A 12,276-nucleotide genomic window follows, 5' to 3' on the forward strand; every position below is an offset into this window, starting at 1 on the left:
AACCTAAAAATTACTCATTCAAAACCTACGGAAAAATTTTGGGATTTATATTTATAGGATAAAAATAGCTAACTATTCTTGGTATAATTAAACTAATTAAAAATTATATAAGGAATTTGATTTCAAAGGAATGTGAATTGGGGTGAAAAAATGAGTAATCAGAATCCAGAACAGATAGCTAGGGATAAAATTGATTTAATGTTAGCTGAGGCAGGTTGGATAGTACAATCGAAGAACAAAGTGAACTTGTCTGCCGGAAAAGGCATTGCAGTTAGGGAGTACCAAACAGACATAGGTCCCGCTGATTATGTTTTATTTGTAGACAGAAAACCTGTGGGTGTAATAGAAGCAAAAAAAGAAGAAGAAGGCTTAAGAATCACCGTTGTGGAAGATCAATCCTCTGGGTACGCAAATGCAACATTAAAATATAATCTAAATAAAGAACCCCTTCCTTTCGTATATGAGAGTACTGGAGTTTTGACTCGTTTTACTGATTATCGTGATCCCAAACCTCGTTCAAGGTCTGTTTTTCACTTTCATCAACCTTCTACACTCTTGGAATGGTTTGGCCAAAAGAAATCCCTTCGTAAACGTTTGGTGGATATTCCTGAATTAGATAAAGAGGGGCTTCGACCGGCGCAGATCAACGCGATAGAAAACCTTGAGAAATCATTTAAAAATAATCGGCCTAAAGCGCTTATTCAGATGGCAACTGGTGCTGGTAAAACATTTACAGCATGTACTTTTGTGTATCGCTTGTTAAAATATGCTCATGCCAAGCGTATTCTGTTTTTGGTAGATACGAAAAACTTGGGAGAACAGGCAGAACAAGAATTTTTAAAGTATCAGCCAAATGATGATAATAGAAAATTTACCGAACTATATAATGTCCAGCGATTAAATTCTAGTTATATTGCTTCTGATAGTCAGGTTTGCATATCAACGATTCAAAGGCTCTATTTTATTTTAAAGGGCGAAGAATTTAATGAATCGATTGAGGAGGAAAATCCCAACGAAAAAAGCTGGTCATGGCAAAAAAAAGAACCCCTTCCGGTAGAGTATTCAGCTAATAATCCTATTGAGCAATTTGATTTTATAATAATTGACGAATGTCACCGATCTATATATAACTTATGGAAACAAGTTCTTGATTATTATGATGCTTTTTTAATTGGATTAACCGCCACACCGGATAAGAGAACATTTGGTTTTTTTAATGAAAATGTTGTAAGTGAGTATACCTATGAGGAATCGATTGCTGATGGTGTAAACGTTCCTTATGATGTGTTTACTATAGAAACAGAAATTACAAGAGCCGGGGCAAAGATTAAGGCAATGGAATATGTGGATAAAAGAGAAAAACTGACGCGCAGAAAAAAGTGGGAACAGTTGGATGAAGATTACGCTTATACCTCTAATAAGCTTGATAAGGACGTTGTAAATCCTAGTCAAATTAGACAAATCGTAAGAGCGTTCAAAGAGGCGCTTCCAACTATTTTTACCGACCGTTTTGATGAAAATGGTGAGTTTGAGGTGCCTAAAACATTGGTTTTTGCTAAAAATGATAGTCATGCTGATGATATTATCCAGATTATTAGAGAAGAATTTAATGAAAGTAATGATTTTTGTAAAAAAGTAACTTATAAAGCTGAGGAGGATCCTAAATCGGTATTAAATCGATTTAGGAACTCTTGGAATCCAAGAATCGCTGTTACGGTTGACATGATTGCTACAGGCACTGATGTAAAGCCATTGGAAGTTCTACTCTTCATGAGGGATGTTAAAAGTGTTAATTACTTTGAACAAATGAAAGGCCGTGGCACCAGAACAATTGGATTTGATGATTTAAAACGTGTAACCCGTACAGCAAAGCACACTAAAACTCATTTCATCATCGTAGATGCTATTGGGGCTACTAAATCGAAAAAAACAGACAGTCGGCCGTTAGAACGAAAACCAGGCACTCCACTAAAAGATATCTTAGGAGCAGTAGCGATGGGTGTGCAAGATGAAGATTTATTTACATCTTTAGCAAACCGATTGATTAGGCTAGAAAAGCTGCTTACAGATGATGAAAAAAATAAGTTCCAAGAACTTAGCGGCGGCAAGAAATTAAATGCAGTTGTAAAAGAACTTCTCAATGCCTATGACCCGGATATAATTGAACAAAGAACACAAATAATCATTAATAAAGTTCCTGAAAATGACCGTAGCCCCGCTTTGGAGAGTGAATGCCGAAAAAAGGTGCAGTCTGATTTGGCAACGAATGCAGCCAAAAATTTTACAGGGGAGATAAATGAGTATATAGAGAATGTTCGAAAAGTCCATGAGCAAATAATTGATGTGGTTAATCAAGATAAGGTTATACGGGCTGAATGGGACAACTTCACAAAAGAAAAAGCCGAGGAATTAGTAAAAAATTTCGAGGAATATATAGTGAATAATAAAGATGAAATTGTCGCACTGAGTATCTTTTACAATCAGCCATATCGGAGAAGACACCTAACTTTTAAAATGATAAAGGAGCTTTTTGACAAATTAATATTGGAAAAACCATTACTGGCTCCACACTATGTATGGGATGCCTATGCCCAACTGGAAACGGTAAAAGGAAATAAGCCCAAAAATGAATTGGTTGCGTTAGTATCATTAATTCGGAGGGTTACTGGTATTGACCAACAACTTACTCCATATAACAAAGTGGTTGATAAGAACTTTCAGAAATGGGTGTTTGGCAAACAAGCCGGCCCGCTAAAGTTTAATGAAGGGCAGATGAATTGGCTAAGGATGCTTAAAGATCATATAGCAACAAGCTTCCACCTTCAAATGGATGACTTAGACTATACACCTTTTGATGCCCAAGGCGGCAGAGGTAAAATGTATCAATTATTTGGTGATCAGATGATTGAAATTATAAATGAACTAAATGAGGTATTGGCAGCATGATTAGAGAAAACTGGATTGAAATAGAATATAAAAAGGTGGTTAACAAAGTATCTACATCAAAACATAAAATTAAGCAAAAAGATTATCTAACAAAAGGTCTTTATCCTGTTATAGACCAAGGCCAAGAAATAGTGGGTGGGTATACCGATGATAAATCAAAACTTCTGGAATGCGACCTACCTGTATTGGTATTTGGAGACCATACAAAAATAGTTAAACTAATAAATTTTAACTTCGCACCTGGAGCAGATGGGACGAAAGTGCTAGAGCCAAAAAGTATAGTTATACCTAAATTTCTATTCTATGTTACTCAAACTCTTGTAATGAAAATAAAAGATAAAGGATATGCTCGACATTATCAGCATATTGAAAAACATAAGTTTTTTCTGTTCCCTTTGCCCGAACAGCGAGCCATTGTAGACAAAATTGACCAACTTTTTAGTAAGTTAGATAATAGTATTTCTAACCTCAAAAATGCCAAAGAAAAATTAGAAATTTACCGTCAAGCCGTGTTAAAAAAAGCGTTTGAGGGTGAATTGACAAATACAAATAATATCAAGTGGATAACACTTGGTGAGGTTTGTTCTGATGTTGAATATGGAACATCAAGTAAGTCTGATAACGAAGGTTTGATACCTGTATTACGAATGGGAAATATCCAAAACGGAAAAATCGATTGGGAAGATTTAAAATACACCTCTAATAAAGAAGAAATCGAAAAATATCGATTATATAAAGAGGATGTATTGTTTAACCGTACGAACAGTCCTGAGCATGTAGGAAAAACAGCTATTTTTAAAGGTGAAAGAGAGGCAATTTTTGCGGGATATTTGATTCGAATTAACTACGATAAAGACGTTGTAAATGGTGACTATTTAAATTATTTTCTAAATTGCCATATTGCCAAGATATATGGGAATAAGGTGAAAAGTTTTGGTGTTAATCAATCAAACATAAATGGAACAAAGTTAAAAGGTTATCCATTTCCGAAAACAACATTAGACGAACAAACTAAAATTGTTTATGAAATAGAAACCCGACTATCCGTGTGTGATAAAATTATAGCAAACATAGAACAGGACCTTGAAAGAGCAGAAGCATTACGTCAAAGCATTCTTAACAAAGCCTTTGAGGGTAAACTTCTAAGCGAGGAAGAAATAGAAGATTGCCGTAGGGAGCCGGATTGGGAACCCGCTGATAAGCTTTTAGAAAGAATTAAAAGGAATGAGGAAGTTAAAGTATGAGCAATGAAGTAAACATAATATCAAGAGTATGGAGTTTTGCCAATGTACTTCGTGATGACGGTGTAAGTTATGGTGACTATTTAGAACAGCTTACCTATTTGCTATTCCTTAAAATGGTTGATGAATTTACCAAACCGCCATATTTCCGTAATATCAGTGTCCCAGAGGGTTGTGATTGGGAAACTTTAAAAAATATAAGAGGTGCGGAATTAGAAACACATTATAATAAAGTCTTGAAAGAACTTTCTAACACTAAAGGGACATTAGGTCAGATTTTTACAAAATCACAAAACAAGATTCAAGACCCAGCTAAGCTCCATAAAATTATCGATATGGTAGATAAAGAAAAATGGAGTATGATGGGAGCTGACCTTAAAGGAAAGATATATGAAGGATTGTTGGAAAAAAACGCAGAGGATACAAAAAGTGGTGCTGGACAATACTTTACCCCTAGAGCTCTTATCAAGGCTATGGTAGCCTGTGTTCGACCAGAACCAATGAAAACCATTATAGACCCCGCATGTGGCACAGGTGGGTTCTTTTTGGCAGCCTATGATTACATTACAGACAATCATGAATTAAATCGAGAACAAAAAGAGTTTTTAAAGAATAAAACGTTTTACGGTAACGAGATAGTTGCTAATACAAGAAGATTGTGTTTAATGAATATGTTCCTTCATAACATTGGGGAAATTGACGGTGAGACGTTTATTTCTTCTGCCGATGCTTTAGTAGCAGATGAAGGCAAAAGATATGACTATGTATTGGCCAATCCTCCTTTTGGTAAAAAATCCAGTATGACCATTACTAATGAGGAGGGAGAACAAGAAAAAGAAGATTTGGTTTATAACCGACAAGACTTTTGGGTTACAACTTCAAACAAACAGCTAAACTTTTTGCAACATATAAGAACCCTTTTAAAAGAAACTGGACAGGCAGCTGTTGTCTTACCTGATAATGTTCTTTTTGAAGGCGGAGCAGGGGAAACTGTTAGAAAGCAAATCCTACAAACTACGGAGCTCCATACAATTTTGCGTTTACCTACTGGAATATTCTATAGACCTGGAGTAAAAGCCAATGTTCTTTTCTTTGATAACAAGCCTGGCGCAAAAGACCCATGGACCAATGAAGTTTGGATATATGATTATAGAACTAATGTTCACCATACATTGAAGAAGAAACCAATGACATTCAATGATTTAGAGGAATTCATTAGGTGTTATAACCCATCTAATCGACAAGATCGTACAGAGACCTGGTCAGAAAGTAATCCAGATGGTAGATGGCGTAGGTTCACTTACGAAGAAATTTTAGCAAGAGATAAAACAAACCTTGATATCTTTTGGATTAAAGATAAAAGCTTAGCAGACTTAGATAATCTCCCGGATCCAGATTTACTAGCAAACGAAATTATTGAAAACATTGAAGCTGGATTAGAAAGCTTTAAAGAAATAATGCTTACGTTAAATGGCGGTTCCAATTAGTTCCAAAGTAAAGAATATAACCAATTTTAAGTGCAAAACCGAGACTCATATATGAGGATGATTTACTTTAGGCGCTCTTAATTAGTGGAGCGCCTAATTTGTTGACCACAATTAACCCAGGCGACTGTGCAGAGGATATGCACTTTTCCCAGCTTCTTCAGTTAAAAAAGTAAAAACTCCTTCGCGCATTTCGTGAAAAGCACACTTGGCCGTAACTGTAACCAGTCGAAACTCCACCGAACCGTTACTGCTAGAAGCCGTTCCTGCTCCTCGAGTCTCACAATCCGGCCGTAAACAGAAGAACGACTTTGCCTAATAATTGCTACGCTAATTTTCTGCATCAGCTCATCACTCAAATAAGTCATCTTAAATTATAAAGGAGGGCTCTGAATATGCATTTTCCGCAAATAGCAGCTTTCACTCCCACTTCTTTGGTTCTCGCTTCGGATTCTTGTTTAATAAATAATTACAGGGCTGTATCAAAGTTAATCGGTGGTAGGGTTCATAAGCAATTTAATTTAGCCATTGCTGACTTTGACTTTCTAAAAATCACTGTTTTTAATAATAATTATTTGAAGATACCGCCAGTTGAAACTTTTTTGGTTTATTATGGTGCCGGCTTACCTTCATTATCTGATGAAGAAAAACGTGGTATTGGAGCAATGTTTGGAAACCTGTTTAAATTTGTTCTTGGTTATGCAAATCAAGAAAGAAAACAATATAGAAATTTTATTGTTGGTAGTGCGCAGTACTTCTATAAGTAAATAATTCACTGTTAAGTGTTGTATATTTTTGATTGTTCTTTATGGTAATCACTTATAACTAAGAAGTGAAAAAAGCAAGCCCGCCTTTTACCAATGGTTAAAGGCGGGCTTGCTTTTTTATTTTAATTTATAATAAACAATAAATAAATTAGAAATGACCCAGTGAGATAACTGGGTCAAAAAGATGGTGTTTCTAGATAAAAACATTGATTAAAACTGTTGATAAGAAATTTGATTAAATCTTGATATACTTATCATATTAAAAAATGAAATTAATGTCAATAATTAACTGCCAACTTTTGCCTCATTTTTTATTGAGATTTTAAATTTATTTCCGCCTAGATCCTCAGATTGTAAAATGCAATTTTCCAGGCAATGTCTTAATATTGTTTCGGCTACTTCACCAGAATAACCTTTACTTATCATATCTTGCTTATAAAATGGTAATCCAAAAAACACATGAGGTTTTTCTTTATTTCTTTCATAGAAGTTGACTACTACCTCTACAGCATCTTCGGTACCTTTAGTGAATTCATCTTCTGTTAGCTTATTAGGATCTTTTTTAACTAAATTAATTAATTCTTCTAAAGACTTTTTTTCATCGCAAAAGTCGAGAACCAATTTATCTTCTGAAATTGCAGCTTCTAAGTAAATTAGATAAACATTCTTTCCATAATATTTTAACCTATGCATTAAGGGGATCATGTCTTTATCTGCAGAAATTATTACAAAATGAGTTATGTCTATATTCTTAATGGCAATTTCTAATGCATCTAAACATAATTCAATATCACTAGCGTTCTTTCTGCTATCAGTGCCTGAATTACTGCTAAAAACATGTTTTGGTGTTACTTTTTTCTTTTGAATTTCGGATTGAACTTTTCTAATTTTTTCAAAGTCAGCATAGGCCCTAAAAATTCTTATACTATCATCTGCAAAGAGGTTATCGACTGCATCAATTAAATTGATTAAATAACCTTCTTGCGTACCAAATTGTTCTTGGATTGTTAGATGTGTATTATCTAAATCCCAAAAAATTGCAACATTATTCATCAAAATGCCCCCATTCTTCCCTACATTTTAACATATTTTTTGGTAAATAGTTGAATATAAAGGAAAAATGCAGAAGGATGGGTTTAAGAATAATTTAGATAGGCGAAGTAAATCATTTTTAAAAAGAAAACAAAAGTTGTCAACTATAATTGACAACTTTTGTTCTCTGCGGTAAAGTATAAATATAAATATGTTAGGGGTTATAAAAGTGGCTGATCCTAAGTTTAAAACACCATTAAGAGAAGAAAGAGAAAATAAAGGATTATCACAAGAGAAATTAGCGTCTATGGTAGGAGTTACTAAAGAAACAATTAGAAAGATTGAAAATGGCACTTCAATCCCTAATGTATTCTTAGCTTTGGCCTTGGCAAAGGTTCTAAAAGTTTCATTGGAATTATTATTCCAAAAATTGAATGATAAAAGTTAAAGGAGTTATTTCATATCATTTATTTCTTTTTCCTTTTTTCTTTATTTTAAAAATTTTGTATTTTTATTAACTTTTAAGGGTTGTGAATTAATGAAAGACGAAAGGGTTGTTTCTTTAGCTGAGCTTAAGTTAAAAAGAAATGAAAAAAATGGAACTACCTTACCTTTAACTGAAACAGCTGATTTATATGCTCAGAAATTCGGTCATGAATTTAAATCAATAAAGCAAAAGGGGGAAAAGAAGAATGGGAAATAAACAAATTAACAAATCATTAGAAGAGAATCGTGCAAAAGGGATGGAAGATGCTTTTAAGACAGTTTTCAAGGCCGGTGGAACAGAGGTAAACGAATCATACAGGGGAGCTGCAGGGAGAGCTTTAGCAAAAGGAAACAATGAGCCTATGCGAATCTATATTGCTAACAAAAAAGCATTAGAAGATCTATAAGTAATAATGAAACCCTTCATACTTAGCTCATGGAGGGCTATTTTTTTGTAAACTCACCAAGCACCCCATGTGTTGTCACATACACTCAACACATGTTGAGGCAGTAGCGAAAATAATACTAAAGGAAGGCAACTAACCTTTATGAGAGTTGCCTTTGAGTTTTCTCATTGTACAATTTATGTAAGGTCACTGGTTTCTATCTCTTTTAGTGATTGCCCGTCTTCTGTTTTCCACTCTGTGAGTCCGTTTGCATAACCGCCAATCACAAATGCAGCAGCATAGGACGGGCTTCGGACGAGAATGTCTTCCAGCAGGATTCCGTTCGCATCAATATTTGCGCTTTTCCGTCGGTCCTTAATCGTGGATGGAATACTATCGGAATCTATAGTCTCAATACGGCTTCCTTTCAAGACGACAAAACCCTCATTCGTCTGTTTACACATTGCCTCAATGACAAGTCCGCTTTTCCGGCTTTTCCGTTTCATATAAAGCAGTAAGTCATCTTCCGGAGCCCCAGCTGTTACGACAGGATTATTGTTTTCAATAAGAGGTTCAAATATTTTGTGGCCTAAGGTCCCCATTATAATCCTGGCATAATCTATAAATTCTTCAAGTTCACTTTCCTTTTCCTCTGTTATATTGCCAATGGCAGGTTCATTGCCATTTTTAACTGTGTAACGGCCTGCCTCTACCGCGAGCCTACAGAAACGATTTTCCAGGTAACTTATTTCTGTTGGTCCAAATGAATTATTGGAAGTAGTAAATACGATAGCTTCCGTCCAATAGTCTTTGTCTGGGTTACGTTTGTGTTCCACTAGTCGACTAAGCAAGCCCTCTCCATTTTTACGAACCCCAGCTTGTCCGACATACACCACATTGTCTCCAGTTTGGTCAGATGTACCGAATAAAAAATAAACGCCACTTTGTGAAAGGTCATCACGTCCCTTACATTTATCAAGTTCTGTACGTGGGATTCTGTAAGCAACGCCTGTCCAATTCGCCAAAGTGCATTTAATTCTGCCGCTTGATGTGCCATCCATTAAAAACAGATTAATGCTCTTACCTCGTAAGGCCATTTACATATCCTCCTTTTAACAGGCCCAGGAACTACTTCTGCAATATTTTCAAGGCCAGTTAAGGCTATCATATTTATTTTCTTTATCGTATTCTTTTGAATGTGTTAATGCAAATTAGTAGATTATTGTTTACAAAATACAATTTAGTGTCAAGTTGCTATGATTCATTTTAGATTTCATAGTGGAAGTGTAAACGGTGAAGGTAGAGCAAGAAAGGCGAGAGATGTTTGAATAACCTTTACTTTCATATTGTTCACTGCTTATGACTGCTTCGTGAAGGGCAGTCTTAAAGGGGTCTTAAAATCAGGCCTTTGTTCCTTTTAAACGCAGCCTTTCGTAACCCCGTGTCCAATATGATACGATAGTAAGAAACAGTAAACAGGTGTGAGGAACTATGCAGGGGCAAACAACATGGAACGATGAACTAGAACAAAAAGGGTACATCGATGACGAGGTAGAAATCCTCGCTTATATAATGGAGCATGATCAAACGCTTAGCGCAAAGGAAATTGCCCGATTGCTCGTGATGGCTGGCAAATCCCGCATCCACAAAGACGAAAGGGACAGACTTGGAATCGTTTGGATGAAACGGGCCGCAGAGCTTGACCCAGCTAATCGTGTTGCGCAGGAATTTTTGAACAAATCTGCCTGGCGGACTGCAGCACCATTTTTGGACTCATTGGAATTTCCACTTATCAGGGAGACGGATAATCGGACGACAAAGAAGAAGCTTGCCGAGGAATATTTAATGATTTGCCGTAATTTCCTTGAACAGGCTGATGATCAGCTTGATCAGCTGGACAACTCGCTTCAGGGTGCAGTGGACCCCATACAGACAAAGCTCTATAACCTGATGCTTGATGCAATCAAATCAACGAGCGAGCTTTTAAAAGCTGCCGAGGAATACGACCAATCGATTACAGGGGTTTTTCATACCGCTTCACATTTTGAGGAATTAACGAATAAACTTGAACAGATTAGAGCAATTAAAAAAGAATGGGAAAGCATATTCGCTGAATCGTCAGGGCAGGAAAAAGAAACGGCTGTGGATGCAATTGATGAACTTAATAATATGATAGGCCTTGAAGCTGTCAAAAGTCGCGTCAAGGATTATTATCAGTACCTTAAGTTTCAAAAGAAGCGTAAGGACATGGGCTTCCAGATGAAAGATGAGCTTAGCCTAAATTTTGTCCTTACCGGGAACCCGGGTACGGGAAAAACAACCCTATCCAGGCTTTTGGCAAGAATTTTTCATGAGCTTGGCTTTTTGCCAAGGGAAGAGGTCATCGAAACAAATAGATCTCAACTGGTAGGATCCTATGTTGGCCAAACGGAGGAAAATGTTCGGGCAATTGTCAGTAAGGCTGTTGGAGGGGTATTGTTCATCGATGAAGCCTATAGCCTGAAACGGGAGGGCCAAACAGGCAATGATTATGGCCAGGCCGCAATTGATACACTCGTTTCATTGATGACCGGAGAGGAATTTGGTGGGAAGTTCGCAGTTGTCCTGGCCGGTTATCCTGAAGAAATGAGGATTTTCCTTAATGCGAACCCCGGCCTTCGAAGTCGATTCCCTCAATCCAACCATATTTTCCTTCGTGACTATACAAATAAGGAACTGGTGACAATTGCTGAGAAAATTGCTGAGGACAATGACTATCTATTAACAAAACAGGCAAAGAACGCATTAGAGGAACGGCTTGAACGTGAAAGGGTAGACGAAACGTTTGGTAACGCAAGAACGGTTCATAACCTTGTCCTTGAGGCCATTTTTCGAAAGGGAGCAGCGAAAGATGACAATGTGTTAGACATTCTTCGTTTTTCTATTCTGGACGGAAACGATTTCAAGCTGCCAGTCCAGGAAAACCGCAATAGGCCACTTGAAAAACTGGACCGCCTTATCGGGTTGCATTCGATAAAGGGTGAAATGAAAACCCTGGCAGCTTTCGTCAAACTTCAGCAAATGAGGAGGGACAGCGGCCTGCCCACGGTCCCCGTACAGCTGCATTCAGTGTTTACCGGAAACCCCGGTACAGGAAAGACAACGGTAGCAAAAATATATGCTGAAATTTTAAAAGAAAACGGCTTTCTAAAGCGCGGCCATTTGGTGATTGCCAGCAGGGCGGACCTTGTCGCCGGCTATGTTGGCCAAACAGCCGAGAAAACGAGAAAGAAAGTCCGCGATGCACTCGGAGGAGTCCTTTTCATTGATGAAGCCTATTCATTGTTTAGCCCATCGGGAGGGGATTTTGGCAGGGAAGCGATTGATACACTGGTAGATGAAATGACGAGGCATAATGAAAATCTCGTTATTGTCCTTGCGGGATACCCGGAACAGATGGATGCGCTTCTGGAATTTAACCCTGGATTAAGGTCCCGCTTTAAAAAATTCTTCCATTTTCCTGATTACAATCCAGAGGAGCTCCTCGAAATCATGATTAACTATGCAGAAACCTATCAATACAAGCTTTCCGGGGACGGTGAGGACTATATCCTGGAGTCTCTCAAGGACAGGCAGGTTTCCGGGAATGGCCGATTTGCGGCGAATCTTATCGAAGAGGCGATCCAGGCCCAGTCATTGAGGCTCTCGTTGATGGAAGATATTGCTTCAATCGATGCCGATTCGCTATCAAAGCTTGAACTGGCCGATATAAAGACAGCAATGCAGAAAATACTTGATGGGGAAAAAGAAAGCAACGACAGAAGGTAAGCAAATCAGAGTACACCACCGGGACGGTCCTTTTGGTACATAAAAAAGCCACGAGAACCGTCCCTCTAGTCTGTGCGGGAAGTGACAGGCACTTTTCTATAATTTATAATGAAAAATAAAAAAGTAT

Annotated in this window: 10 protein-coding genes; 8 read left to right on the forward strand and 2 right to left on the reverse strand. The window is 37.2% G+C overall.

Annotation, left to right across the window (positions count from 1 at the left end; all coding sequences use genetic code 11):
- Positions 1-150 precede the first annotated feature (150 nt).
- From ADU24_RS01320 to ADU24_RS01335, 4 genes are all read left to right on the forward strand, one after another.
- Complete coding sequence (locus ADU24_RS01320; RefSeq protein ID WP_053364943.1) at positions 151-2,946, forward strand: type I restriction endonuclease subunit R; 2,796 nt, start codon at positions 151-153, stop codon at positions 2,944-2,946.
- Positions 2,943-4,190, forward strand: coding sequence for a restriction endonuclease subunit S (locus ADU24_RS01325; RefSeq protein ID WP_053364944.1), 1,248 nt, complete (start codon positions 2,943-2,945; stop codon positions 4,188-4,190). The genes ADU24_RS01320 and ADU24_RS01325 overlap by 4 nt, the downstream gene beginning before the upstream one ends.
- Positions 4,187-5,674, forward strand: coding sequence for a class I SAM-dependent DNA methyltransferase (locus ADU24_RS01330; RefSeq protein WP_053364945.1), 1,488 nt, complete (start codon positions 4,187-4,189; stop codon positions 5,672-5,674). The genes ADU24_RS01325 and ADU24_RS01330 overlap by 4 nt, the downstream gene beginning before the upstream one ends.
- A 392-nt stretch (positions 5,675-6,066) precedes the next feature.
- A complete protein-coding gene (locus ADU24_RS01335; protein ID WP_053364946.1) occupies positions 6,067-6,438 on the forward strand; it encodes a hypothetical protein in 372 nt (123 codons plus the stop codon).
- A 285-nt stretch (positions 6,439-6,723) separates the two neighbouring features.
- Here the strand turns inward: ADU24_RS01335 and ADU24_RS01340 are convergent, their stop codons facing one another.
- Positions 6,724-7,491: an NYN domain-containing protein gene (locus tag ADU24_RS01340; protein ID WP_053364947.1), complete on the reverse strand. Its 768-nt coding sequence runs from the start codon at positions 7,489-7,491 to the stop codon at positions 6,724-6,726.
- A gap of 208 nt (positions 7,492-7,699) precedes the next feature.
- On the opposite strand from ADU24_RS01340, the gene ADU24_RS01345 reads away from it, so the two are divergent.
- From ADU24_RS01345 to ADU24_RS01350, 3 genes are all read left to right on the forward strand, one after another.
- The gene (locus ADU24_RS01345) at positions 7,700-7,918 is read left to right on the forward strand and encodes a helix-turn-helix transcriptional regulator (protein ID WP_053364948.1); all 219 of its coding nucleotides are present in this window, start codon (positions 7,700-7,702) and stop codon (positions 7,916-7,918) included.
- A gap of 90 nt (positions 7,919-8,008) precedes the next feature.
- Positions 8,009-8,173 carry a hypothetical protein gene (locus ADU24_RS22855; protein ID WP_156324484.1) on the forward strand — a complete coding sequence of 55 codons (165 nt, stop codon included), beginning with the start codon at positions 8,009-8,011 and terminating at the stop codon, positions 8,171-8,173.
- Positions 8,163-8,363 (forward strand): hypothetical protein, encoded by a 201-nt coding sequence (locus tag ADU24_RS01350; protein WP_053364949.1) that lies wholly within the window; start codon positions 8,163-8,165, stop codon positions 8,361-8,363. Before ADU24_RS22855 ends, ADU24_RS01350 begins: the two co-directional genes overlap by 11 nt.
- 176 nt (positions 8,364-8,539) lie before the next feature.
- Here the strand turns inward: ADU24_RS01350 and ADU24_RS01355 are convergent, their stop codons facing one another.
- A complete protein-coding gene (locus ADU24_RS01355) occupies positions 8,540-9,439 on the reverse strand; it encodes a GIY-YIG nuclease family protein (RefSeq protein WP_053364950.1) in 900 nt (299 codons plus the stop codon).
- 394 nt (positions 9,440-9,833) lie between these two features.
- Here ADU24_RS01355 and ADU24_RS01360 point away from each other — a divergent pair, with 394 nt between their 5' ends.
- Positions 9,834-12,149, forward strand: coding sequence for an AAA family ATPase (locus ADU24_RS01360; protein ID WP_053364951.1), 2,316 nt, complete (start codon positions 9,834-9,836; stop codon positions 12,147-12,149).
- The last annotated feature ends 127 nt before the right edge of the window (positions 12,150-12,276 follow it).

It is taken from the genome of Bacillus sp. FJAT-27245 (assembly GCF_001273955.1).
Taxonomy (GTDB): Bacteria; Bacillota; Bacilli; order Bacillales; family Cytobacillaceae; genus Bacillus_D.

Excerpts from the sequence above, each read along its gene's own strand:
- ADU24_RS01330 (WP_053364945.1), top strand. The coding sequence starts at position 4,187 with ATGAGCAATGAAGTAAACATAATATCAAGAGTATGGAGTTTTGCCAAT.
- ADU24_RS01335 (WP_053364946.1), top strand. The coding sequence starts at position 6,067 with ATGCATTTTCCGCAAATAGCAGCTTTCACTCCCACTTCTTTGGTTCTC.
- ADU24_RS01360 (WP_053364951.1), top strand. The coding sequence starts at position 9,834 with ATGCAGGGGCAAACAACATGGAACGATGAACTAGAACAAAAAGGGTAC.
- ADU24_RS01340 (WP_053364947.1), bottom strand. The coding sequence starts at position 7,491 with ATGAATAATGTTGCAATTTTTTGGGATTTAGATAATACACATCTAACA.
- ADU24_RS01355 (WP_053364950.1), bottom strand. The coding sequence starts at position 9,439 with ATGGCCTTACGAGGTAAGAGCATTAATCTGTTTTTAATGGATGGCACA.
- ADU24_RS01320 (WP_053364943.1), top strand. The coding sequence starts at position 151 with ATGAGTAATCAGAATCCAGAACAGATAGCTAGGGATAAAATTGATTTA.
- ADU24_RS01350 (WP_053364949.1), top strand. The coding sequence starts at position 8,163 with ATGGGAAATAAACAAATTAACAAATCATTAGAAGAGAATCGTGCAAAA.
- ADU24_RS22855 (WP_156324484.1), top strand. The coding sequence starts at position 8,009 with ATGAAAGACGAAAGGGTTGTTTCTTTAGCTGAGCTTAAGTTAAAAAGA.
- ADU24_RS01325 (WP_053364944.1), top strand. The coding sequence starts at position 2,943 with ATGATTAGAGAAAACTGGATTGAAATAGAATATAAAAAGGTGGTTAAC.